Annotated in this window: 21 protein-coding genes, 4 tRNA genes and 1 pseudogene; 17 read left to right on the top strand and 9 right to left on the bottom strand. The window is 59.5% G+C overall.

The window, feature by feature from the left end:
* Nucleotides 1-19: 19 nt before the first annotated feature.
* Both QMK51_RS19880 and rmuC read left to right on the top strand, forming a co-directional pair.
* Nucleotides 20-343, top strand: coding sequence for a sel1 repeat family protein (locus QMK51_RS19880; RefSeq protein ID WP_258696872.1), 324 nt, complete (start codon nt 20-22; stop codon nt 341-343).
* A 175-nt stretch (nt 344-518) separates the two neighbouring features.
* The gene (gene rmuC, locus QMK51_RS19875; protein WP_258700770.1) at nt 519-1883 is read left to right on the top strand and encodes a DNA recombination protein RmuC; all 1365 of its coding nucleotides are present in this window, start codon (nt 519-521) and stop codon (nt 1881-1883) included.
* A 141-nt stretch (nt 1884-2024) separates the two neighbouring features.
* On the opposite strand, the gene QMK51_RS19870 is transcribed toward rmuC, so the two are convergent.
* Nucleotides 2025-5495 carry a PAS domain-containing hybrid sensor histidine kinase/response regulator gene (locus QMK51_RS19870; RefSeq protein ID WP_258696871.1) on the bottom strand — a complete coding sequence of 1157 codons (3471 nt, stop codon included), beginning with the start codon at nt 5493-5495 and terminating at the stop codon, nt 2025-2027.
* A 250-nt stretch (nt 5496-5745) separates the two neighbouring features.
* Nucleotides 5746-6285: a TetR/AcrR family transcriptional regulator gene (locus QMK51_RS19865; RefSeq protein WP_320391331.1), complete on the bottom strand. Its 540-nt coding sequence runs from the start codon at nt 6283-6285 to the stop codon at nt 5746-5748.
* Between the two features lie 91 nt (nt 6286-6376).
* Between QMK51_RS19865 and QMK51_RS19860 the strand changes: the two genes are divergently transcribed.
* The 4 genes from QMK51_RS19860 to QMK51_RS19845 all read left to right on the top strand — a co-directional run bounded on the left by QMK51_RS19860 (nt 6377) and on the right by QMK51_RS19845 (nt 11168).
* Nucleotides 6377-7570: an MFS transporter gene (locus QMK51_RS19860; RefSeq protein WP_320391330.1), complete on the top strand. Its 1194-nt coding sequence runs from the start codon at nt 6377-6379 to the stop codon at nt 7568-7570.
* 42 nt (nt 7571-7612) lie between these two features.
* Nucleotides 7613-7924 carry a cupin gene (locus QMK51_RS19855; protein ID WP_320391329.1) on the top strand — a complete coding sequence of 104 codons (312 nt, stop codon included), beginning with the start codon at nt 7613-7615 and terminating at the stop codon, nt 7922-7924.
* Nucleotides 7925-8029: 105 nt separating this feature from the next.
* Entirely contained in the window at nt 8030-9181 is a 1152-nt protein-coding gene (locus tag QMK51_RS19850; protein ID WP_320391328.1) for a TDT family transporter, read from the top strand.
* Nucleotides 9182-9293: 112 nt separating this feature from the next.
* Nucleotides 9294-11168: an MFS transporter gene (locus QMK51_RS19845; RefSeq protein WP_320391327.1), complete on the top strand. Its 1875-nt coding sequence runs from the start codon at nt 9294-9296 to the stop codon at nt 11166-11168.
* A 110-nt stretch (nt 11169-11278) separates the two neighbouring features.
* Here the strand turns inward: QMK51_RS19845 and sugE are convergent, their stop codons facing one another.
* The 3 genes from sugE to rdgC form a co-directional block, all read right to left on the bottom strand.
* A complete protein-coding gene (gene sugE, locus QMK51_RS19840; RefSeq protein ID WP_320391326.1) occupies nt 11279-11593 on the bottom strand; it encodes a quaternary ammonium compound efflux SMR transporter SugE in 315 nt (104 codons plus the stop codon).
* Between the two features lie 118 nt (nt 11594-11711).
* The gene (locus QMK51_RS19835) at nt 11712-12677 is read right to left on the bottom strand and encodes a bile acid:sodium symporter family protein (RefSeq protein ID WP_320391325.1); all 966 of its coding nucleotides are present in this window, start codon (nt 12675-12677) and stop codon (nt 11712-11714) included.
* A 145-nt stretch (nt 12678-12822) separates the two neighbouring features.
* Complete coding sequence (gene rdgC, locus QMK51_RS19830; protein ID WP_258696866.1) at nt 12823-13743, bottom strand: recombination-associated protein RdgC; 921 nt, start codon at nt 13741-13743, stop codon at nt 12823-12825.
* Between the two features lie 160 nt (nt 13744-13903).
* Here rdgC and QMK51_RS19825 point away from each other — a divergent pair.
* The 4 genes from QMK51_RS19825 (at nt 13904) to QMK51_RS19810 (ending at nt 14440) form a co-directional block, all read left to right on the top strand.
* Nucleotides 13904-13979 (top strand) — tRNA-Val (locus tag QMK51_RS19825).
* A gap of 18 nt (nt 13980-13997) precedes the next feature.
* Nucleotides 13998-14074 (top strand) — tRNA-Asp (locus tag QMK51_RS19820).
* A gap of 198 nt (nt 14075-14272) precedes the next feature.
* Nucleotides 14273-14348: transfer RNA gene (locus QMK51_RS19815), tRNA-Val, on the top strand.
* Between the two features lie 15 nt (nt 14349-14363).
* Nucleotides 14364-14440: transfer RNA gene (locus QMK51_RS19810), tRNA-Asp, on the top strand.
* Between the two features lie 210 nt (nt 14441-14650).
* Here QMK51_RS19810 and QMK51_RS19805 read toward each other — a convergent pair.
* Complete coding sequence (locus QMK51_RS19805; RefSeq protein WP_320391324.1) at nt 14651-15787, bottom strand: catalase family protein; 1137 nt, start codon at nt 15785-15787, stop codon at nt 14651-14653.
* Between the two features lie 3 nt (nt 15788-15790).
* Nucleotides 15791-17623, bottom strand: coding sequence for a di-heme-cytochrome C peroxidase (locus QMK51_RS19800; RefSeq protein WP_320391323.1), 1833 nt, complete (start codon nt 17621-17623; stop codon nt 15791-15793).
* Nucleotides 17624-17892: 269 nt separating this feature from the next.
* Between QMK51_RS19800 and QMK51_RS19795 the strand changes: the two genes are divergently transcribed.
* The 6 genes from QMK51_RS19795 (at nt 17893) to QMK51_RS19770 (ending at nt 21222) form a co-directional block, all read left to right on the top strand.
* A complete protein-coding gene (locus QMK51_RS19795) occupies nt 17893-18606 on the top strand; it encodes an FKBP-type peptidyl-prolyl cis-trans isomerase (RefSeq protein WP_258696863.1) in 714 nt (237 codons plus the stop codon).
* A 294-nt stretch (nt 18607-18900) separates the two neighbouring features.
* Nucleotides 18901-19356: a YkvA family protein gene (locus tag QMK51_RS19790; RefSeq protein ID WP_320391322.1), complete on the top strand. Its 456-nt coding sequence runs from the start codon at nt 18901-18903 to the stop codon at nt 19354-19356.
* Between the two features lie 113 nt (nt 19357-19469).
* Complete coding sequence (locus tag QMK51_RS19785; protein ID WP_320391321.1) at nt 19470-19811, top strand: helix-turn-helix transcriptional regulator; 342 nt, start codon at nt 19470-19472, stop codon at nt 19809-19811.
* A complete protein-coding gene (locus QMK51_RS19780) occupies nt 19808-20179 on the top strand; it encodes a hypothetical protein (RefSeq protein WP_003223109.1) in 372 nt (123 codons plus the stop codon). The genes QMK51_RS19785 and QMK51_RS19780 overlap by 4 nt, the downstream gene beginning before the upstream one ends.
* Nucleotides 20180-20587, top strand: coding sequence for a sel1 repeat family protein (locus QMK51_RS19775; RefSeq protein ID WP_320391320.1), 408 nt, complete (start codon nt 20180-20182; stop codon nt 20585-20587).
* 149 nt (nt 20588-20736) lie between these two features.
* The gene (locus QMK51_RS19770; protein WP_320391319.1) at nt 20737-21222 is read left to right on the top strand and encodes a GNAT family N-acetyltransferase; all 486 of its coding nucleotides are present in this window, start codon (nt 20737-20739) and stop codon (nt 21220-21222) included.
* 407 nt (nt 21223-21629) lie between these two features.
* Here QMK51_RS19770 and QMK51_RS19765 read toward each other — a convergent pair whose 3' ends face one another.
* Nucleotides 21630-22121 (bottom strand): RidA family protein, encoded by a 492-nt coding sequence (locus QMK51_RS19765; protein WP_320391318.1) that lies wholly within the window; start codon nt 22119-22121, stop codon nt 21630-21632.
* A 122-nt stretch (nt 22122-22243) separates the two neighbouring features.
* Here QMK51_RS19765 and QMK51_RS19760 point away from each other — a divergent pair, with 122 nt between their 5' ends.
* Nucleotides 22244-23653, top strand: coding sequence for a PLP-dependent aminotransferase family protein (locus QMK51_RS19760; RefSeq protein ID WP_320391317.1), 1410 nt, complete (start codon nt 22244-22246; stop codon nt 23651-23653).
* 218 nt (nt 23654-23871) lie between these two features.
* On the opposite strand, the pseudogene QMK51_RS19755 reads toward QMK51_RS19760, so the two are convergent.
* A pseudogene (locus tag QMK51_RS19755) lies at nt 23872-24129 on the bottom strand (group II intron reverse transcriptase/maturase); the annotation flags it as partial.
* Nucleotides 24130-24494 lie beyond the last annotated feature (365 nt).

Genomic DNA, 24494 nt, shown 5'->3' with positions numbered 1-24494 from the left:
ATCTGCCCCACAGTGCTTTATGAAGTTTCGCTCAGTATCAGTCTCTGCTGCCTCAACAACCTCCAGTGTTACCCCACCCAAGCGCTTTTCGATGCGTGTGGCCGAGTGGCTGCTGGACAGCCCGCGCCTGGGCGAAAATTCCAATGTCAAACACTTGGCCGGACGTCTGCTCAAGCAGCCTGCCCGTGACGGCGTCGTGGCCGCGCAAAGCCGCCTCGGCCAGCTGATGTGCCGCGAATGCGGTAATGCCCGGGATCGCCGCATTGGCCAGGAGCTGTTGCGCCAGGCCGCGCGTGCCGGGGACCGACGCGCCCGACAGGAACTCGGCCTGATCGAAGACTGAGCTGTCCAAGACCTGACGCCTTGGTTAACCTTCACGCTTTATCGAATCGGCAGGAGTGGCTATGGCGATGGACTTGACCAGCGCATTGCTGGGGCTGGCGGGCGCTGCGTTGCCGTTACTGGTACTGGCCTGGCAACTTCAGCGTCGGGCGAGCGCGGGGCAGGCCGAACTGGCGTTGCTGGAAGAGCGCCTCGCCATGGCCCAGCTGACGCAGGACGGCTTGAATGCCCAGCTCGACACCTGCCGTGATGAAATCGCTGACCTGAGCCAGGCCAACGCCGCCAAACAGGCTGATCTGGCCGCCGTGCGCCGTGAGGTCGAACTGCTCCAGATCGAACGCGACGACGCCCGCGACGCGGCCCACGCCTGGAACATCGAACGCGCCGGCAAAGAGGCTGAGTTGCGTCGCCTGGACGCTCAGGCCGCCTCCCTCAATGCCGAGCTGCGCGAGCAACAGGAAAGCCATCAACAGCGCCTCAACGACCTGCAAGGCTCGCGAGACGAGCTGCGGGCGCAGTTCGCCGAGCTGGCGGGCAAGATTTTCGATGAGCGTGAGCAGCGCTTTGCCGAAACCAGCCAGCAGCGATTGGGGCAATTGCTCGATCCGTTGAAGGAACGTATCCAGTCGTTCGAAAAACGCGTCGAGGAAAGTTATCAGGCCGAGGCCCGCGAGCGCTTTTCCCTGGCCAGGGAACTGGAACGGCTGCAACAACTGAACCTGCGGCTGAGCGACGAAGCCACCAACCTGACGCGCGCCTTGAAAGGGCAGAAAACCCAAGGCAATTGGGGCGAACTGATTCTCGAACGGGTGCTTGAGCACGCGGGCCTGGAGAAGGGGCGTGAGTACCAGACTCAGGTCAATCTCAAGGGGCCGGATGGTGAGCGATTCCAGCCGGATGTGATTATTTATCTGCCCGGCGACAAACAGGTTGTGGTCGATTCCAAGGTCAGCCTCACGGCCTATCAACAATATGTGGCGGCAGAGGACGACAGCATCGGCCAGATCGCCATCAAGCAGCACGTGCTGTCCCTGCGAAATCACGTCAAAGGCCTGGCGGGTAAGGACTACAAGCGGCTCGACGGTTTGCACAGCCTGGATTTCGTCCTGCTTTTCGTCCCGATCGAAGCGGCATTTTCCGCGGCGTTGCAAGCTGAGCCGACGCTGTTCCAGGAGGCTTTCGACCGCAATATCGTGATTGTCAGTCCGACCACGTTGCTGGCCACCTTGCGGGTCATCGACAGCCTGTGGAAACAGGAGCGGCAGAGCCAGAACGCCCGGGAAATCGCCGAGCGCGCCGGTTGGCTGTACGACAAGTTCGTGTTGTTCATTCAGGATCTGGACGAGGTCGGCAATCGCTTGCAGCAACTGGACAAGGCCTACAGCTCTGCACGCAATAAACTGACAGAAGGCCGTGGCAACCTGGTCAGTCGCAGTGAACAGCTCAAATTGCTTGGGGCGCGGGCCAGCAAGAGCTTGCCGGCGGACCTGCTGGAGCGGGCGATGACCGATGTCGATGGCTTGGCCGAATTGCCTGAATAGCTGAAAAGCATCGCGAGCAGGCTCGCTCCCACAGGTTTTTGGGTTGTTCACTCGATGTGTGCAACAACACCGATCCACTGTGGGAGCGAGCCTGCTCGCGAAGGCGTCAGCTCTGTCGCCAAAGGACTCAAGCCTGGCACATCACAACGGCAAATGCCGACTCAACAACGCCCGCAACGCCGCCGGTTTCACCGGTTTGGCCAGGTAATCCAGGCCCGCGGCATGCACCTGGGCCACTGTCTCTGGCCGCCCATCTGCACTGATCACCACCCCCGGCACCGGCTCGCCCAGTTGCGTGCGCAACCACGCCATCAACTCGGTTCCGGTCTCGCCATCGTCCAGGTGGTAATCCACCAGTGCCAACTGCGGGCGCACCCCGTCGCCAAGCAGCGTCGCGCATTCATCACGGTTGCGTGCGGTCCAGACCTGGCAACCCCAGCGTGTCAACAAACTGTTCATGCCGATCAGGATGCTGTCTTCGTTATCGATACACAGCACCTGCGCGCCGCTGAGCAAATGACCATTGAGTTCGGCGACTTTGGCCGGCGTCGCGGTTTGTGCCCGAGCCAACGGCACGCTGACACTGAACACGCTGCCGCGACCCGGCCAGGAACGCACGCGCAAGGAGTGACCCAGTACGCGACACAACCCATCGGCAATCGCCAGCCCCAGGCCCAGCCCTTTCTCGGCCCGGGTCTGGTGGCTGTCGAGGCGTTTGAACTCTTCGAAAATCACCTGCTGTTTGTCTTCCGGAATGCCCGGTCCACGGTCCCAGACTTCCAGGCACAGCTCACCCTTGCATCGCCGAACGCCAAGCAGTATTGGCCCTTTGGCGTAGCGGAAGGCATTGGTCAGGAAGTTCTGCAAGATCCGCCGCAACAGTTTGATGTCGCTGTCGACTCGCAGCGAACTGCCCCGGACGCGGAATTTCAGCCCTTGTTCTTGCGCCAATGCCTTGAACTCGGCACCCAGCGTGTCAAACAACTCATTGAGCACGAAGGGCTTGCGATCAGGGTTGATCTTGCCGCTTTCCAGGCGGGAAATGTCCAGCAGGTCGCTGATCAAGTCTTCGGCCGAGCGCAGTGAACTGTCCAGGTGATGAACCAGTTTCCGGGTCTCGCTGGACAAGCCGTCTTCCTGATGGGAGAGGGCGGCAGAGAACAGTCGCGCGGCGTTCAGCGGTTGCATCAAGTCATGGCTGACGGCGGCCAGGAAACGGGTTTTCGACTGGTTGGCCGATTCGGCGGTGCCCTTGGCTTCGGTCAGGGCAAGGTTGAGTTGCGACAATTCGTGGGTCCGTTCGGTGACCCGTTGTTCGAGGCCTTCATTGGCTTCGGTCAGCGCCTTCTCGGCCTCGCGGAACGCGGTGATGTCGGTGAAACTCATGACGAAACCGCCGCCGGGCATCGGGTTGCCGATCAGCTCGATCACTCGGCCGTTGGGGAACAGCCGCTCGGAGGTATGAGCCCGGCCCTGACGCATCCAGTGCAAGCGGCGGGCAACGTGCACTTCCGCTTCGCCGGGGCCGCACAGGCCGCGCTCGGCGTTGTAGCGAATAATGTCGGCGATCGGCCGGCCAACGCTGATCAAGCCGTCGGGGTAGTTGAACAGCTCAAGGTAACGCCGGTTCCAGGCCACCAGTTTCAGCGACTGGTCGACCACGCTGATGCCCTGGGTGATGTTCTCGATGGCGCCTTGCAGCAGGGCGCGGTTGAACTGCAGCACTTCCGAGGTTTCGTCGGCGATTCGCACGACATCCTCGAGTTGCATCTCCCGACCTTCGATGGCGGCTTTTACCACCGCCCGAGTCGATGACGCGCCGAGTACACCGGCCAGCAAGCGTTCGGTATGGGCGATCCATTCACCGTCGGCGTTCAAATTCGGGTTGAAGCCTTTGCCCTGGCGGTAGGCGAAACGGATGAAACTTTGACGAGCCCGTTCTTCGCCGACGAAACGGGCGGCCAGTTGCAGCAAGTCGTTGATCTGTACCGCCAGCATCGAGCGAGCGTTGGGGCGGGCGCTGATTTCCTGGCCAATGAAGCGACCGGCCTGCCAGTGTTCCGAAACCCGCGTGCGCGACAACACTGAGACCCAGGCGAACAAAGTGAAGTTGCCCGCCAGGGACAGCACCACGCCTTGAGTCAGCGGCGTGATCGGCAGGTTCAACGGGTTGCCTTGCAGCCAGGCCAGGCCCGGAAAACTGCTCAGGGGCAAGCCGAGACTGTTGGCGGCGATCGGCAACACCAGGGTGTAGAACCAGAGGAACGTCCCGGTGGCCAGCCCGGCGAACACGCCACGACGGTTAGCCTGTTTCCAGTACAGCGCGCCGAGCATGGCGGGGGCCAGTTGGGTCACGGCGGCGAAGGCGATCTGGCCGATGGTCGCCAGGCTCGCGGTCGAGCCCAGAAGACGATAGCTGACGTAGGCCAGCAACAGAATGACCACGATGCTGACTCGGCGTACCGAAAGCATCCACTGGCGGAACACTTCGAATGGTCGCTCGGCGTTGTTACGCCGCAGCAACCACGGCAGCAGCATGTCGTTGGAGAGCATGGTCGACAGCGCCACGCTGGCGACGATCACCATGCCGGTCGCCGCCGAAGCGCCACCGATAAACGCCAGCATCGCCAGGGCCGGGTGAGATTGGGCCAGGGGCAGGCTAATGACGAATGAATCCGGCAGCACCGAACTGGGCAGCATCATCTGACCGGCCAGCGCGATCGGCACGACAAACAATGCCGCCAGTGCCAGATAGGCCGGGAACACCCACTTGGCCAGACGCAGGTCCTGGGGGTCGATGTTTTCCACCACGGTCACATGGAACTGCCGGGGCAGGCAGATGATCGCCATCATCGCCACACCGGTCTGCACCACCATGGATGGCCAGTTGATGGTTTCTTTCCAGTAGGCCTCGAGGCGCGGGGCGAGCATGGCCTGGTCGAACAGGTCGTCGAAACCGTCGTACAGGCCGTAGGTCACGAACGCGCCGACCGCGAGAAAAGCGAACAGTTTGACCAGCGATTCAAAGGCAATCGCCAGCACCATGCCGCGGTGGTGTTCCGTGGCGTCGAGGTTACGGGTGCCGAAAACGATGGTGAACAGCGCCAGCACCAGGGATACGATCAGCGCCGTGTCCTGTGCGCGCGTGCCCATGGCGTCGGCGCCGGCGCCGATCAGCAGGTTCACGCCCAGCACGATGCCTTTGAGTTGCAAGGCGATGTAGGGCAGTACGCCGACCAGGCAGATCAGCGCCACCACCACCGCCAGCGACTGGGATTTGCCATAGCGGGCGGCGATGAAGTCGGCGATGGAGGTGATGTTTTCCTGTTTGCTGATCATCACCATTTTTTGCAGGACCCACGGCGCGCAGACCAGCAGCAGGATCGGCCCGAGGTAGATCGGCAGGAATGACCAGAGTTGTTCGGCCGCCTGGCCCACGGCGCCAAAGAACGTCCAACTGGTGCAATAGACGGCCAGCGACAGGCTGTACACCCAGGCACGCACCCGTGGCGGCAACGGCGTGCTGCGACGGTCGCCGTAAAAGGCGATGGCGAACAGGATGGCCATATAGGCCAGGGCGACGGTGGCGATCAGCCCGGTGGACAGCGACATGGGAACTCCAGACAGAAGACATCCGGGACTCCGCCCGGTCAGGACAGTCTCGCATGACCGCCTGAGTTAGTCAGTGTCGACCAAGGTCGTGGCGCGGCGGGGTGTCGCAGGTTGGGAGACCGTCAGATCTTTGGTGCCTGTGCGGACTTCATCGCGAGCAGGCTCGCTCCCACATTGGATCTATGCCGGTAACTATTTATGTGTCCACTGAAGATCAACTGTGGGAGCGAGCCTGCTCGCGATAGCGCCCTCACTGACTCAACGCAATATCGATCAACCGATGCAACTCTTCAACCTCCAGCGCCTGCGCCGAAAACAGGATGCGAAACACCGTCGGCGCCACCACCATATTGATCAGCCGGTCGACACTCGGCTTCGGCTGATCGGGATAGCGATCCAGAATCGTCTGCAACTGCCCGCCAATGATCGCTACGCAATAGCCCGGCGTGGCGCTGGATTGCACGTCGCGCATCATATTGCGCCCGGGCTCGGAACTCATCTCATCCAGATACTGCTCCGCCCAGGCCCGCACATCAGTGCGCAGGCTGCCGGTGTTGGCCGGTTCACTGTCGGGGCGCATGCGGGCGAGGGCGACGTCGGCCAGCAGCGCCGACAAATCGCCCCAGCGCCGGTAAATGGTCGACGGTGTCACCCCGGCCCGGGCCGCGATTTGCGGGACGGTCACGCTGGCGCGGTCCTGCTCTTCGAGGAGATCGCGGACTGCCGAATGAATTGATTCCTGAACCCTGGCGCTGCGGCCGCCAGGGCGTAAACCTTCTTTAATAGCCATGCGGCGGACCTTAACACAAAGAATTTGCTTTAAGCGAAAGTCAGTAGCACACTCCGCAAAAGCAAAAAGTTAGCTTTTGCGGAGTGTGCTTATGTCCCGTTTAACGTCAAACCGTTCCAGCCTGTGGTTTCTGGCGATCACCTTACTCAGTTTCCTCGCCGCTTCCACAGCGCCGACCCCGTTGTATCACTTGTATCAGGAGCGCCTGCAGTTCTCGGCGGCGACCCTGACCCTGATTTTCGGCGTTTACGCCCTCAGCTTGCTGGCGGCGCTGCTCACAGTGGGGTCGCTCTCGGACTATCTGGGACGCAAACCGGTGATTTTTACCGCCGTGTTGCTGAACATGCTGGCGATGTTGCTGTTTATCAATGCCGACAGCGTCGCCTGGTTGATCGGTGCACGGGTCCTGCAGGGTTTTGCCACGGGAATGGCCACCGCCGTTTTGAGTGCGGCGCTGCTGGACACCGACCGTCAGCAAGGGCCGATGGTCAATAGTGTGGCGCCGTTGCTGGGCATGGCGCTGGGTGCCATGGGTTGTGGCTTGTTGGCCGAGTTTGCGCCGCTGCCGCTGCAATTGACCTATTGGGTGCTGTTCGCGCTGTTTGTGATCCAAGCGCTGTACGTCTGGCGTCTGCCGGAAAGCGTCAGTCGACAACCGGGTGCCTGGGCCTCGTTACGGCCGACCCTGCATGTGCCGATTCAAGCGCGGCGTATGGTGTGGCGGGTGCTGCCGATAGATCTGGCGGTGTGGGCGCTCGGTGGTTTTTTCGCTTCCCTGGCGCCGTCTCTGGTGCGGACAGCCACTGGGTCCACGTCGAATCTGATTGGCGGGGCGACGGTGGCCGTGTTGACGGTAACGGGCGCATCAATGATCTACACCTTGCGCAATCGGCCGGCCGACAAGGTCTTGCTGTTGGGGGCGAGCCTGCTGCCGGCAGGCGTTGCGCTGATTCTGCTGGCGGTACACAGCGCCAGCCTGCCGTTGTTTTTCTTCGGCACCCTGGTGGCGGGCAGCGGTTTTGGCGCGGGCTTCCTGGGTGCCCTGCGAAGCATCGTGCCGCTGGCCTTGCCTCATGAGCGGGCGGGGTTGATGTCGGCGTTTTATGTGCTCAGTTATCTGGCGTTCTGCTTGCCGTCGTTGCTGGCCGGTAACCTGACCCGCACCTTTGGTTTGGTGGCGACCACTGACGGTTACGGCGCGGTGCTCATCATCCTGTCGCTCGGTGCGCTGTTTGGGTTGATCCGTGAGCAACCCGCCAAAGCCTGTGGCGTCGATGTTCGATGACCGTTAGCCTTGGCGCTGCCATTCATTTCGACGGACCGCCCCATGAATATCATCCGCAGCAAATCCTTCACCGGCGATCGTGCCTGGGCGGCGCTGGACATTGCCAACATGAATGGCATCACCACTCGTTTGCACTGGACCGATCAGCCCTATAAATGGCACGTGAACGATGGCCAGGAAGTGTTCGTGGTGCTCGATGGGCAAGTGCAAATGCGTTATCGCGAAGAGGGCCTGGAGAAGGAAACGCTGCTCGAGGTCGGCGATATTTTTTATGCGTCGGTGGGCACCGAGCATGTGGCTCATCCATTGGGTGTGGCGAGAGTATTGGTGGTCGAGACGGAAGGCAGCGTCTGATCTATTATCTGCAAAATAGATAACAGATAGAGATATTACCCGTTATATCGATATTCGATATGGATCTACCATGAGCTCCACCTCACTAGAGGGCAGGAGTTCACCATGACATGCACCCAAAGCGTTAAGCCCGGTATCAAGCCGTTCAGTCATTTGCAGCACCCTCGAGAAGCCATCCGCCAATTCACCCCCAACTGGTTCGCCGCGACCATGGGCACCGGGGTATTGGCGCTGGCGCTTGCGCAATTGCCGGTGTCGAATCCCGGTCTGCATGCATTGGCCGAAGGCCTGTGGCTGTTCAATATCGCCTTGTTTGTTTTGTTCACGACTCTGTATGCCGCGCGTTGGGCAATGTTCTTCGACGAGGCGCGGCGGATTTTCGGCCATTCCACGGTTTCGATGTTTTTCGGCACCATTCCCATGGGGCTTGCGACCATCATCAATGGCTTTCTGTTGTTCGGTCTGCCGCGCTGGGGCGACGGCGTGATCCATGTCGCCGAAGTGCTGTGGTGGCTGGACGTGGCGATGTCGCTGGCTTGCGGCGTACTGATTCCCTACATGATGTTCACCCGTCAGGAACACAGCATCGACCAGATGACCGCCGTCTGGCTGTTGCCGGTGGTGGCGGCGGAAGTGGCGGCTGCCAGCGGCGGCCTGCTGGCACCGCACCTGGCCGATGCTCATTCACAATGGGTGGTGCTGGTCACCAGCTATGTGCTCTGGGCCTTTTCCCTGCCGGTGGCGTTCAGCATTCTGACCATCCTGTTGTTGCGCATGGCGTTGCATAAGTTGCCCCACGAGAATATGGCCGCCTCGAGCTGGCTGGCCCTCGGCCCGATTGGCACCGGTGCGTTGGGTATGTTGCTGTTGGGCGCCGACGCGCCGGCGATCTTTGCCGCCAACGGTCTGCCGGGTATCGGTGAAATAGCGGCGGGGCTTGGGTTGGTGGCCGGCATCACGCTGTGGGGCTTCGGGCTTTGGTGGATGCTGATGGCGCTGCTGATCACCGTGCGTTACTTGCGCGCCGGTATCCCGTTCAACCTCGGCTGGTGGGGCTTCACGTTCCCGCTGGGCGTCTACTCCCTGGCCACGCTGAAACTGGCCAGCACCTTGAACCTGGCGTTTTTCAGTGTCTTTGGTTGCGTGTTGGTGGCCATGTTGGCGGTGATGTGGCTGATTGTCGCCAAACGTACCGTGCAGGGGGCGTGGCGGGGCGAGTTGTTTGTGTCGCCGTGTATCGCAGGATTAAAGAAATAACCGGCAAAGATTAGGTAATGTGTGGCCTGGATGGACGTTCGATATTCCAATAACAGCATTCACACCACTCTCTACCCAAAATCAGCTACCCAAAATCAGGGACACATGGAAGATGAGTCACCCCTCGCAGTTCACCTTGCTTCGCACTCGGCGCTTCCTGCCGTTTTTTGTCACGCAGTCCCTCGGGGCCTTCAACGACAACATCTTCAAGCAGTCGCTGATCCTCGCCATTTTGTACAAGCTGACGATTGAGGGTGACCGTTCGATCTGGGTCAACTTGTGTGCGTTGCTGTTTATCCTGCCGTTCTTCCTGTTCTCGGCGCTGGCCGGGCAGTTCGGGGAAAAATTCGCCAAGGATGCGCTGATCCGTCTGATCAAGCTCGGGGAAATCGTCATCATGACGGTGGGCGCGGTCGGTTTCATGTTCGATCACCTGTCGCTGATGCTGGTGGCGCTGTTTGCCATGGGCACCCACTCGGCGCTGTTCGGGCCAGTGAAATACTCGATCTTGCCGCAGGCCTTGCGCGAAGAAGAGCTGGTGGGCGGAAACGGTCTGGTGGAAATGGGCACCTTTCTGGCAATTCTCGCCGGGACGATTGGCGCCGGAATCATGATGTCCGCCAGCAACTACGCGCCGGTGGTGTCCACGGCAATCATCGGTATCGCGGTGCTCGGTTACCTGGCCAGCCGCCACATTCCCCGGGCCGCGGCGGCATCGCCGCAAATGCGCCTGAACTGGAACATCTTCAGCCAGTCCTGGGCCACCTTGAAACTGGGCCTGGGGCAAACCCCTGCGGTATCGCGCTCGATTGTCGGCAACTCCTGGTTCTGGTTCGTCGGGGCGATTTATCTGACGCAAATCCCGGCGTATGCCAAGGAATGGATGCACGGCGACGAGACTGTGGTGACGTTGATTCTTACGGTGTTCTCGGTCGGTATCGCACTGGGTTCGATGCTCTGCGAGAAACTCTCCGGACGCAAAGTCGAGATCGGTCTGGTGCCGTTCGGCTCGTTCGGTCTGACCGTATTTGGCCTGTTGCTGTGGTGGCATTCCGGTGGGATTCCGGACAGCGTTGCCGGCCATGGCTGGATCGAAGTTCTTGGCTTCGGTCACACCTGGCTGGTGTTGATCGACATCCTGGGGCTTGGGGTCTTCGGTGGTTTCTACATCGTGCCGCTGTATGCATTGATCCAGTCCCGCACCGTCGAGAACGAACGGGCCCGAGTGATCGCCGCCAACAACATTCTCAACGCTCTGTTCATGGTGGTGTCGGCGATTGTGTCGATCGTCTTGCTGAGCATCGCCAAACTGTCGATCCCGCAGCTGTTCCTGGTGGTCTCGCTGCTGAACATTGGCGTCAACGCTTACATCTTCAAAATCGTCCCGGAATTCAGCATGCGCTTCATGATCTGGCTGCTTGGCCATTCCATGTACCGTGTCGAGCATCGCAACCTGGACCTGATTCCCGATGAAGGCGCGGCGCTGCTGGTTTGCAACCATGTGTCGTTCGTCGACGCGTTGCTGATTGGCGGCGCAGTGCGTCGGCCGATTCGCTTTGTGATGTATTACAAAATCTACAACCTGCCGGTGCTGAACTTCATCTTCCGCACGGCCGGGACAATTCCGATAGCGGGGCGTCAGGAAGACATCCAGATTTACGAAAAAGCCTTCACCCGCATCGCCCAGTACCTGAAGGACGGTGAGTTGGTGTGCATTTTCCCTGAAGGCAAATTGACCGCCGATGGCGAGATCAATGAGTTCAAGGGCGGGCTGACGCGGATTCTCGAAGAAACGCCGGTGCCGGTGATTCCATTGGCGTTGCAGGGTTTGTGGGGGAGTTTCTTCAGCCGTGATCCGGACAAGGGCGTGTTTCGCAGGCTGTGGTCGCGGGTGACCCTGGTAGCGGGGCCGGCGGTGGCCGTTGAAGCGGCTGAGCCGGCGACATTGCAAGGGTTGGTGGGGGAGTTGCGTGGGGCGGTTAGATAGTCGGTGACTACTTTGCGGGCCTCATCGCGAGCAGGCTCGCTCCCACAATGGTTCTGCGCCGTTCACAAATCCACTGTGGGAGCGAGCCTGCTCGCGATTGCGGTAGTGGCCTAAGCGCTAACCTTGAGCCCAACCAACCCGGTAATGATCAACGCCACACTGGCCAGCCTGAACAGCGCCATGGACTCATCAAACAAGATGATCCCGGCGATCACGGTGCCCACCGCACCCACACCCGTCCAGATCGCATAGGCTGTGCCCAGCGGCAACTCCTTCATGGCAAGGCCCAGCAGGCCAAGGCTGATCGCCATGGCGGCAACGGTCAGTGCGGTAGGAAGAGGGCGGCTGAAGCCGTCGGTGTATTTCAGGCCCACAGCCCAGCCGACTTCGAACAGGCCGGCAAAAAACAGAATGATCCAGGACATCAAGGACCTCCATCGATGGATGGGGTCGTCCCCGGATTAATCACTCGATCGAGCCGCGAGGTCGTCCTCGCGTTGCGCAATAGAGTGCCGATCATTAACCCGAGGATCAAGTTTCGGCTTAGTCAGTAGCCTGCTGAGCCGCGATTTGCCGATCTTGTTTCTCGCTCATGCGACGGAAATACGTCGAGAGCAGCGCCCCGGAAATGTTGTGCCAGACGCTGAACAATGCGCTTGGCACCGCCGCCAGCGGCGAGAAGTGTGCACTGGCCAGTGCCGCGCCCAGGCCGGAGTTCTGCATGCCGACTTCCAGTGCCAGGGATTTGCGCTGAGCCAGTGGCAGGTTGAACAGGCGCCCGGTGAAGTAACCCAACAAGTAGCCGAAGCTGTTGTGCAACATCACCACGGCCATGATCAGCAGACCGGATTCGGCAATCTTCGCCTGGCTGGCGGCCACCACAGCGGTGACGATGATCACGATGCTCACCACCGACACCAGCGGCAACACCTCCACCGCGTGGCGAACCCGATGCCCGAACACGCGCTGGGCAACCACGCCGAGCACGATCGGCAGCAACACCACTTGCAGGATCGACCAGAACAGCTCCATGAACGACACCGGCAACCAGGCCGAGGCCAGCAGCCAGATCAGCGCCGGCGTCAGCAGCGGAGCGAGGAGGGTGGTGACGGCGGCAATGGCCACCGACAACGCCAGGTCGCCGCGAGCCAGCCAGGTCATCACATTCGACGAGGTGCCGCTTGGGCAGCAGCCGACCAGAATCACACCGACGGCGATTTCCGGCGGCAGGTGGAAAGCCTGGCAGAGCAACCACGCCACACCGGGCATGATCACGAAATGGGCGACCACGCCCAGGGCCACGCGCCATGGATGGCGAGCGACTTCGGCGAAGTCTTCGAGCTTGAGGGTCAGGCCCATGCCGAACATCACCAGCCCCAGCAGCGGCACAATGGCGCCTTTCAAGCCGATGAACCAAACCGGTTGCACAAACGCCACGACGGCGAAAATCAGTACCCAGTAAGCGAAGGTGTTGCCGACAAAACGACTCAATGCAGCCAATGCGCGCATGGCCTGATCCTTATTGTTAAGTAGCACCACAAAACCAATGTGGGAGCGAGCCTGCTCGCGATGAGGGACTGACATTCAACAATGATGTTGACTGAAACTCCGCTATCGCGAGCAGGCTCGCTCCCACAGGGACAATAATTTGCCTTTAGATGCCTTGTGGGGTCTCTTCACCGCCCAACGCTTCAACCAGTGCCGGCAGGAAGTCGCCGAAGGTCAGCATCATCAGGGTGAAGCTGGCGTCCAGTTGGCCCAGTGCTTCGTCGCCACCGTCCTGTTCCGCCTGATCTTGCAGCAGGTCTTCGAACTTCAGGCGCTTGACCACCATTTTGTCGTCGAGCACGAACGACAGTTTGTCCTGCCAGGCCAGCGACAGTTGAGTGACCACTTTGCCGGTGCTCAGGTGCAGCTGGATTTCTTCGCTGGTCAGGTCCTGACGCTTGCAGCGCACGATGCCGCCGTCTTCGTGGGTGTCGCGCAGTTCGCACTCATCCAGCACGAAGAAGTCGTCCGCGGCTTTCTGGGTGGTGACCCACTCGGTCATGGTGGCGGTCGGCGACATTTTCACCGTCAACGGACGCACCGGCAGCGAACCGATCACTTCGCGCAGGGTGGACAGCAGGTCTTCGGCACGTTTCGGGCTGGCCGAGTTCACCAGGATCAGGCCCTGTTTCGGCGCGATGGCGGCGAAGGTCGACGAGCGACGGATAAAGGCGCGGGGCAGGAACGCCTGGATGATTTCATCCTTGATCTGATCGCGTTCCTTTTTGTAGACCTTGCGCATTTGTTCGGCTTCGATCTCTTCAACCTTTTCCTTCACTGCGTCACGCACGACGCTGCCCGGCAGAATGCGTTCTTCCTTACGGGCGGCGATCAGCAGGAAGTCTCCGCTGATGTGCACCAGCGGCGCGTCTTCGCCCTTGCCGAATGGCGCGACGAAACCGTAGGTGGTCAACTCCTGGCTTGCACATGGACGCGCCAGTTTGGTGGCCAGTGCAGTTTCCAACGCCTCGGCATCAAAAGGCAGATCTTGGGTCAGGCGATAGATAAGCAGGTTTTTGAACCACATGGGGTAAGTCTCTCCTTATATACAAAGGGGGCATTATTCTCTTAGCGGCGCCATAGGCCAACCCTTCGCTAAGCCTTTGGAAGGCCTGAAAAAATTAATTAAAAAAGTGCTTGCCAGAGGTGTGGTCGCTCCGTAGAATGCGCGCCACACCGAAAGTGAAGGGTGATTAGCTCAGCTGGGAGAGCGTCTGCCTTACAAGCAGAATGTCGGCGGTTCGATCCCGTCATCACCCACCATTCGCTTTAGTGTTACGCGCAGCGGTAGTTCAGTCGGTTAGAATACCGGCCTGTCACGCCGGGGGTCGCGGGTTCGAGTCCCGTCCGCTGCGCCATATTCGGTAACCTGGAACGCTGAACGCCAAGTCACCACGGAAAAGCCCGCTAACGCGGGTTTTTTTCTGCCCAAGGTTTGAACGTTGTTCCTGCAGGTCGTGTCGTTTTACCGGTTTTCAGATTTTTTTGATTTTTTATCAATTAAATCAACACTTTATGAAAATCTGTGGCACAATGCGCCCCGCAACGAAGGTAAAGGGTGATTAGCTCAGCTGGGAGAGCGTCTGCCTTACAAGCAGAATGTCGGCGGTTCGATCCCGTCATCACCCACCACTTTCAACGCTACGCGCAGCGGTAGTTCAGTCGGTTAGAATACCGGCCTGTCACGCCGGGGGTCGCGGGTTCGAGTCCCGTCCGCTGCGCCATATTCGGTATCTGGAACACTGAACGCCAGATCACCACAGAAAGCCCGCTTAATGCGGGCTTTTTGCTGTCTGGGATTTGGCTTTTTAGCGGATCCACTGAAAAAGCGACCCGAACAGGTCAATGCCATTCAGTTAAGCCCGCTCCCACAGGGATTTTGCTTAACTGACTGGCACTACCCGAACAGGTCGCTTTTTTCGTTTCTGTCTTGCCTATTGTTCGGCGTTACGGCTGTGTCGATAGTCGCTGACGGCTTCGTACACCGCTTTGCGTAACCGGTTGATCCCACCAATCGGCCTATGGGCTTCCAGGCCGAACCACGGGTTGAACGACTGGTTGTCGCATTGCAGGTTCAGCGCCGGGGTGTCGAAGTCCTGGGCGGGCAGTTTGATCCTGGCCACGGTTTCGAAGGGTGCATCGCTTTCGCTCCACTCGATACTGGTGTCTTCGATCGGCATGTACTTGCCCGCATCCTGGCGCTGGATCTGCAAGACGAAACACGCCGGCACCCGGTCAGTCGACAACTGCTGGCTCAACGCGCTGCGCAGGAAGTTCGGCAGGTTTTGATTTTGCGTGGGCAGCACGTAGGCCGGGCAGCTATCAGGATCCGGCATCACCCGGAATTTGGCGTTGGCTTCACCAAACTTGTACGGCGAAACCGAAAAGTAGGTGGTCTGGGTCGGGCTTGCGGGGGCCGGGGAGAGTGTCGCCAACGCAATAAACAGATGGCGAACCTGCCAGGTGCGCGGGTCCCAACCCGGAAAGAACGCCATCACCTTTTTGCCGTCTGCCTGAGCGGCCACATTCTGACGATACTCGGCGACATCGCTGACGAAGAAGTTCGGATGGTTGAACATCACGAAATCCTGTTCGCTGTGCCCTTGTCGGTCACTCAGCAACTGTTTACCCGGCACATCGAACAACTTGATCGCCATGCCCCGGGCATCGCGGATGCTGTCGAACTGCGGATAGGCATTGCCGTTGGACAGCCGCACCGTCGCTTGCCAGGTTTTGCCGGGTTCGCTGAACACGCCTTGACGTAACGCCGTCGCCAGATCCGGCAGCACCTGAACTTCAGCCTTCACACAGCCATGGGCCTTGGCGTGGGCGTCGCGCAGGTAGCGGGTACTTTCACGGTGTTGATCGACGATACGCACGGCCGTCTGAATGATGTCCTGGGTCATTGCCGCTTCGCCGCCCGGAATCAGTTCTTCAGCCGATACCGGGCCGCGATGCTGCCAGGCGGACCCTGCCGTGACCAGCGCCCAGCCGAGCAGGCCCAGACCCAACAACCACAGCAGGGTTTTGCCGAGGAAGGCGCCCAGGCGCAACCAGAGAGTGATCAGCATGGGTCAATCCTTATCGCTGAGGAGATGGTCAGGCAATTGCGACTCCAGCGGGCCGCCCAGCACTTTCAGGTATTCCAGCAGCGCCCAGCGTTCCTGCGGTTGCAGCAGGCGACCGATCACGCCGTTACCAAGCTCGCCTGTGCGGAACTCGTGGCCACTGTTGTGATTGCCGGTGATACGCGTGTCGAACACAAATCCGTTGTTGAAGGCTTCGGTGCGATAGCCCAAGTGTTTCGGATCGTATTCGAAGGTGCCCTTGTAGAACGTGGTCGCGCGTTCATCCTGGGGCGAAAGCAGTTGATAAATGCTCGGCACCGAACCGTTGTGCAGAAACGGCGGTGTGGCCCAGACGCCCGCCAGTGGTCGGGCTTTGTAGCTGCGCAACTCCTGAACGCCGATAGGCAGGCCGAAACCGTCCAGGTTCGGGCGCTCCGCCGGTGTCACATTGGCTTCGCGATAGGCCTGGTTGCTCACGAAAGCAGTGACATAAGCGAGCCCCTTGGCCACTGACAACTGGCTCAAATCCAAGGGTTCCGTGGGTTTGGGATGCAGTTGTACGTCCAGTTGCGCAAGCTCTGCCGGATCCCATTGCAAAGCCGTCAGATCGAAGCGATGGTCGGCAATATTGTTGGCGGCACCGGGGTCTGTGCCCATCACCTCCACGGGCAGCAATTTCAGATGTTGCACCGGTCTGCCATCGATTTGGGTGACGCGGGGCACGTGGCATCCGGCGCAGTTTTCAGTGAACAGGGCGCGGCCTTTTGCGGCCAGGGGCTTGTCGATGGTGCCCAGCAGGGTTTCCGGCCAGGCGGGCGGTTTGAGTCGTTGCAGGGTTTGCTCGATCCGGTACAGATCGCGCACCCGGACGCTGGACGGGTAGCGGTCATCGCCCTTGAGGGGCTGCCCGCTGCTGTTGAAGAAGTTCAGCGTGGCGCCCACACCCAGGGCCTCGCCGATATTGCGGGCCATCGGTTGCTGCGCCGAACCGTTCCACTGCACCCAGTCGAAGGTCCACATGTCCCACAGTTGCGGGTAGTCCACCGGCGCGTTGGCCACGCGGTAGTTGGCGGGCGAAATGGCGTCGCCGAAGCTGGCGTTGGCAATGCGCCCGAAAGCGTCGGTGCGGCCGGGGCCTTCTTCGGTGGGGTAGAGACCGCGATGGGTGTCGTTCCAGGCCACTTTCAAGAAGGTATCGAGGGAGACTTTGAAGTCCTGGCGTAGCTGTTGATGACGCGCGTCGTAGTCCTGACCCAAAACATTGCGCGCGAAACGTTCGAATTTCCACGGGTTGTAGTAAGTCGAGGCGAGGCTGGCCACCAGTGCCTGGCCGAAGCTGCCGCCGCGCAGGGTCGGGACACTGGAGGGCAACACATGCTGGGCCGAACCGCCGTCAATGCGCACGGCCTGGCCATTGAAGCGTAATTCGCCGGTGTGGCAAGCGGCGCAGGTGATGTCCAGAAACTCGTCCTGGCTACCGGGGTTTTGATGACGGGCAAAACCCACGGGCAGGTTTGCGGGATTGTTCGGCGTGGCTTTCAGGCTTGGGTCGATCAGAAAACCAAAGCGCGCGAGGTATTCGGGAGCGGCGAACCGGCTTTGCGAGAAGGGCAGTTCGAGGGCGTTGAACCAGTCATAGCGCAAGCCTTTGACCTGGGTGCCCTGAGGCGTGAAGTAGTAAGCCTGGCGGTCGGCAGCGCTCCATTGCTCCAGGTAATGCACCTGTTGCGCGGGGGACCAGGCTGGCAATTTCGGGTTGGCGACGTAGTACAGCACCACGGCGAGGCCCAGGCCCAGCAATACGGCGATCAGAATCAGCAAGCGGAATATGAGGCGCAAGAGAAACATCCTTGTCAATTTGTAGCTCTCTTATGCCTCAGCTGACGAGGTGCGGCAAGAGGCCATTACGCCAGAGGCTGTGGGAACCGGTATCCGGGGCTGTGGGCGCAAGATGACAGAAGCTTCATTCTTCTATTGCCCAAATGCGTTTAGGCACCTGAACTTATCGGATGTTTGCTGCTCTCATGCCGGTAGCCATTGGTCGTGGCGGCCTGATAAGCTCGCGGCTTTACTCGATTGCCCTTTAGGCGCATGAACAAGGAAATAGCATGAAACAGCATCGGTTGGCGGCGGCGGTGGCCCTGGTTGGCCTGGTACTTGCGGGTTGTGATTCGCAGACCAGCGTAGAGCTGAAAACCCCGGCGCAAAAAGCTTCCTACGGCATTGGCCTGAACATGGGCAAGAGCCTGGCTCAGGAAGGCATGGATGATCTGGATTCCAAAGCTGTAGCCCAAGGCATCGAAGATGCCGTCGGCAAGAAAGAACAAAAGCTGAAGGATGAGGAACTGGTTGAAGCCTTCGCAGCACTGCAGAAGCGTGCTGAAGAGCGTCTGGCCAAGATGAGCGAAGAGTCGGCAGCGGCCGGCAAGAAATTCCTCGAAGAGAACGGCAAGAAAGCCGGTGTCATCACCACGGCTTCCGGCCTGCAATATGAAGTGGTCAAGAAGGCCGATGGCGCACAGCCCAAGCCGACCGACGTAGTGACTGTTCACTACACCGGTAAACTGACCAACGGCACTGTTTTCGACAGCTCCGTCGAGCGCGGCAGCCCGATCGATCTGCCGGTCAGCGGTGTGATTCCGGGTTGGGTCGAAGGCCTGCAACTGATGCACGTTGGCGAGAAGTACAAACTGTACATCCCTAGCGACCTGGCTTACGGCGCCCAAAGCCCAAGCCCGGCGATTCCAGCCAACTCGGTGCTGGTATTCGACCTGGAGCTGCTGGCCATCAAGGATCCAGCCAAACAAGACGCCGCCAAGTAATTCGCGTCTGCTCTAAAAACAACGCCTCGCTTATGCGGGGCGTTGTTGCATCTGGCGTTCAGTGGAGGTAAACAAAGCGAACGGATGCAGCACGCTGAAGTCATAGTCCGTGAGGACGTCAGAGCTAGACGGCCCGAGGCGCCAAGTCAATGAATTCTTGGGTTTTTTTATGTGAGTAAAAAACGCCCGATCTGAGTCAGACCCTTATGAAACGGGGCTTCCAGCGGTGAAATGCAGCTCTGTTCACAAGGTTATCCACAATTTGTGTGGATAACATTTCAGTGGGAGGAAAAGATGAAAACGCCCTGGAATTTCGCTCGTTTCCTGCCTCTGGCCGGACGCCTGCTCGCCCGTGGTCGTTTGCCGACCCTGCTGTTCGCAGTTGCCAGCAAAGGGGCCAGCCAGGGCAATCGCCTGGGCAAGCTCAAAGACGATCTGCGCCTGTTGCAGGCACTCTGCCTGGCCTACTGGCGTGGCGAGTACCGGGCCATCAGCCCGAAAGCACTGGTTTCGGTGGTGGCGGGCCTGATGTATTTCCTGAGCCCGGTGGATGCGATCCCGGATTTCATCCCGGTATTCGGCATGCTCGACGACATTGCCGTGCTGGCTTGGCTGATGAAAGTCCTCGATGACGAGCTCAACGCCTTCCGCGCCTGGCGCAAACGTCAGTTACCGGAAAAACTCGCAGTGGTCGAACGCCTGCCCGATACCCCGGAACAGCTGCAACTTCAGGGCCCGAAAGAAAACTGAACCGATTCAGTATCATCCATATTCATACCCCCGCGCGACCTTGGCCGCTGTTAGGATTACACTTCTAGGGAAAAGTGCCGACTCGCTAAGTGTCGTTGTCCTACGGGGTAGTCATGGATATTCAGATAATTACACGCGAAGGCGAACCCGAATATGCGGTTCTGCCATGGGCTCAGTATCAGGCTCTACTGAAAGCAGCAGGCATCAAGCAACAACCACCACACGACGCCACAGCGCGTCCCGTGGCGGCACCAGACCAGATTCTTCCAGGTCTGGATCAACTACGCAGTTTGCGCGAAGGGAAGGGCATCGCCATCGAGGCGCTGGCCCGCACGGTAGGCATCAGCCCGTCTTATCTGGCCTTGATCGAAAGTGGCGAGCGTCAACCCGACGCTGCAATTCGCCGCAGCCTGGCCTGGGAATTGACGGTGCCAGGGTGGAGGGATGAATCGTGAGCGTACGCATCAGTCGTCAACATTGGGACGGATTGCTGGGGGAACTGGATCAGGCGCGCCGTCAGCGCCATCTTTTGACTTATCGGGCGTTGCTGGAGCGTTTGCAGCTACCCACACCCGCCATGCAAACCCTGACCGCCGCCCTTGAGCACCTGGCCGCGCTGGACGCCAAGGCCGAGCAGCCGCTGCGCAGCTCGTTGGTCATCAGCCAGGGCGCGAGCCGCTTGCCGCGTACCGGCTTCTTCGAATGTGTCGAGCGCCTCGGGCGTTTCTCCGGGCCCTCCGATGGCGTGGCTGCCGCGTCCTGGCATGCCTCGGAAGTGGTGCGGGTGTTTGAATATGAGTACCCGGAATCGGCGGAAGCCTGAGTGTTTTTACGAATCAAGGCGCGGGCCGGCTACTGGCTCGCCCGCCGGTTGTTTCACTGGTCGTGGTTTGTGCGTCAACCGCGAGGCTGGAAATGGCTCGAGGGCCAGTTCGCGCGCATGGCGAACTTGGGGGATGTTGGTGTCCAGAGCTTTTACGGCCACATTCTGACCTTTCGTGGCGTCGGTCTTGGGGCTCGTGAGGAAGGGGTGAGGTTACTGCGCCTGGCGGCGTTGGCGGGGGATGGCAAGGCGGCGTATCAGGTTGGTGCGATCTGCCTGGCGGGGACGCCGAGCAAGGCGCCGGATCCGGTGGAAGCGGCGCGTTTTTGGCGTATTGCTTTGAAGGCCGGGCATCCGCTGGCTGAGATTAAGTTGAAAGAGTTGGGGAGTGGCGATACTGAGCAGTGATTCGATGTCCCCTTCGATAAGCAAACGTTGTGGAGGGGCCTAACGATGGTCAATTATAAATTCTATGGCGAGCTGCTTTCGGCCAAGAGCGGACGATGTCTCCCCCTTTTTTCTGATCACATGAGGCAGGCTTACAGCCAACAAGACCGATGATTGTTTCCATTAGAAATTTCTTTCCAGAAGACAAGCCGCTGGTCGATCAGGTAGTGCGTGATGCCTGGATAGAGCTGGCCACCGCCATGCCGGGGTGGAATGAGCTCGCTCCGCGACTCGGGGCGCTTACCGCCAATGCTGCTCTCAGCGAAGTACTTGTCGCAGAACTGGACGGCGAAATAGTTGGTGCGGCCGGCTACGTCGGTCCAAACCAGCCCAAGCCCGACTTTTTTGCGCCCGAATGGCCGATGGTACGGTTGATGTCAGTTGTGCCAAAAGCACGGGGCCATGGCGTTGGCCAGGCTCTACTCGACGAATGCATCGACCGCGCGAAGCGCGATAGCACGACGTTAATCGCATTACATACAACCCCGATAATGGAAGCTGCGCAGCACTTATACCAGCGAGCCGGCTTCGGGGTGGTACGCAATCTGCCAGACATGTTTGGCGTGCCTTATGTGCTGATGACCCGACTGTTTTAACCAGTTGGAATAGTCACGAAGCAGGCAAAAACGGCACGCTGCAAGGTCCGCGAGAGTCGATTGCAGCCCTTCGCGACAGGCAGAAATCGACCCAGAGTGTGTAAAAACGCTTCGCCAAAATTGAAGTGTGCGCGTCTACGAACGATGTGCTTTCAAAGAATACAGTCGCATCGCCGAACTATAGGCAACTTGCTTACAGTTAGGCAAGCAACAACTCATCATCCCTATGAGCTGTCATTACGACTTTACTGATGCATCGCAGCTCAGTCATCGCGAGCAGGCTCGCTCCCACAGGGGTTCAGCGTCGAGCACAAAAGTGGCGACAACACCGATCCAGTGTGGGCGGGCTTGCTCGCGATGGCCGCGACACGGTCCATCAAAGAACCCAATATTGCCCGCTGGATTGATTACACCGACGGATGCAGCGCCGCGATCATGTCGATTTCGATAGGGGCGTTTTTCGGCAACTGGTAAACACCGACAGTCGTTCGCGTGTGTCGACCGGCATCGCCCAATACATGCGCGAGGACATCCGATGCACCGTTGGCCACTTCGCTCAGGTCCACAAAATCGAATGTGGACTTCACATACACCGTGACGCGAAGGACCGCCTTGACGTTATCCAGTGAACCAATAGCCTCTCGGATCAGCGCCAACCCGCGTATCGCACTGATGCTGGCGGCCTTTTGAGCATCGGCCATGTGGAGTTCCAGCCCGACGCAGCCGGGGTACTGGATTTCGCCGTTCATGCGCGGCACCAGGCCACTGACATACACCTCATCGCCGTGCCGAAGCAGCGGCGCGTAGCGCCCCCCGGCAGCGTTCTCGTCGTAGATATCAAAACCGAGTTCTTTCGCCATCGCGAGGAAACGTTCATCGCGGGTTATCTGCTGAATCATCTACTGGACCCCCTTGGTCAATCATGCAAACCGTGCAGATGATGGTAGAGACAGACGTTTGCGTTGATCAGAGCAAGTTCGTATAGAATCCAGCGAACTTTACTGCCAGGAAGACCAGTAAAATGCAGGCTCAGCGCGCAGTGATCGCCGCCATCGAATTCCAGCCGGGAGTTCCGCTGGTGCAGCAGATTGTCGATCAGCTGTCTGTGGCAATCAGCCAGGGTGGCTTGCCTCACGGGGCCAAGTTGCCACCGATTCGCGAACTTTCCGAATTGATGAACGTCGGCAAATCCACGGTGGTCGATGCCTTGGACCGATTGCGCGCCAAGGGGCTAGTGGATTCACGCCAGGGCTCGGGGCACTACGTCCAACGGGCCAACAGCCAGCCACCGGCTGCGGCGAGCCTGGATCTGCAACCCCAGGACATTCTCAGTCGGGTCCGCCGCGCAGTGCTGTTGAACAATGGCGCGCTGCGTCCTGGTTGTGGATTCCTGCCCGGTTCGTGGCTACCCGCCGAAGAACTGCTCAAAGCAGTACGCGGCACCCTTCGTGCAACCGCGCTGCGCATGGGCGAATGCGGTGAGGTGGGCGGTTACCTGCCGCTGCGCGAGGCGTTGCGGGTGAAGTTGTCAACCGTCGGCATCGACGTGCCGCTGGGGCAGATCATCACCACCGCCAACACTGTGCAAGCCATCGACCTGCTGATGCGCCTGTTGATCAAACCCGGTGACACGGTGCTGCTGGACGATCCGTGCTACTTCAACATGCACGCCAACCTGTCGTTGCATGGCGTCAACGTCATCACCATTGCCCGCGATTGCGAGGGCCTGGATCTGGAGGCGTTCGAGCAATTGCTGATTGCCCATCGCCCCGTGCTGTACATGACCAACAGCACGCTGCACAACCCGACCGGCCACTCGTTCTCCGCCGCCCAGGTTTATCGTTTGCTGGAGCTGAGTCACCGTTACGGTTTCCACATCGTGGAAGATGACCTCTATGGCGATCTTCAGCAAAGACGCACCCCGAGACTGGCCGCGAGTGGTCTGGACAACATCAGCTACGTCTCCGGTTTTTCCAAGACCCTGACCGCCAATAGCCGGGTCAGCTACGCGGTGCTCTCGCCGCAACTGGCAGCACGCTTGATCCGTTTGAAGATGAGTTGCGGCGGCGTGACCTCAGAGCTGGCGGAGCAAATTATCTGCACGATGCTCAGTAATGGCAGTTACACAAAACACACTCGCCGCACAGTCGATCGCCTCTACGAATCGAGCAGCCGCGTGGCACGCTGGTTGCTGGAGGCCGGATGCTCAGTGTCTTCGCTACCGGGTGAGGGCCTGTTTATCTGGACCCGTTTGCCCGAGGGATTGCACGCCGAGACGCTGGCCAGTAAAGGTCTTGAAAACGATCTTGTCCTGGCACCCGGCACCTTATTGAGCAAAGCGGTTGATGCCGGCAGCTTCCTGCGCTTCAACGTCGCGCACAGCGATAGCCCACAGGTGCGCGAACGGTTTTTCCGATTGCTCGATGGCTGAGTTTTTCTGATAAACCGAGTTGTTGCCATCGCGAGCAGGCTCGCTCCCACAGGGATTCAGAGTCGGACGCGGAGTTGGTGGCAACACCGAACTAATGTGGGAGCGAGCCTGCTCGCGATGGTCGCACCACGGTCCACCAGAAAAGCCATCGAGTAGGAGGCGGCTTCACAGCCGCCGTCCTCTCACACCACCGTACGTACGGTTCCGTATACAGCGGTTCAAGTTATGCGGTTAAGCCGGTTTATCGTATCCAGTATCGAGACCAGCCCGAGTCGATCCCACAGCTTCTTCGGTAGCACCTGATTCATATGTGGCGCTCCCGAGTTCCACCATGGGCCTCGGCCATTGACTGCCGATTTCCACGCCCGTGCCTCGCCGAGTCCCAGCCGTATCAAGTTGCGCGCCCTCGTAGAGGGCCGCTTCCATTGACGCCAGATGACACAGCGAAGCTTGTGACGCACCCAGCCGTCAATTTCCCAGGCTGTGTAAAAACGCAGACACGGTTTTGAAGTCTGCGTCGCTACGCAAAATCTGCCAATGATTGGTGTGTCAGCGGATCTGAAATTTGCGTAGGAACGCGATTTTCGTTCTGGTTCTGACTGTCAAACCTGCTCTAAACCGTTTTTACACAGCCTCGGCCAGAAGCTGCCTCTCAAAGTCAAAAATAATCTGTCCCCTTTTCAACGTCCTTGATCGAGCGTTCATCGACATCGCCCGCGGCGATGTGCCCGGCGACTATGAGGTTGCGGCGCAGCCACTGGGCGGCATAGGGGGCGTGGTTTCGACCTAATCCCCAGGATCGCGCCGCAGCTCTCGCTCGCTTTCCTCTTTGAAGCTTCGC

The sequence above is a fragment of the Pseudomonas sp. P9_31 genome (genome assembly GCF_034008235.1).
In the GTDB taxonomy this organism is placed as follows: Bacteria; Pseudomonadota; Gammaproteobacteria; order Pseudomonadales; family Pseudomonadaceae; genus Aquipseudomonas.
This window is presented reverse-complemented; position numbering and strand designations above follow the sequence as displayed.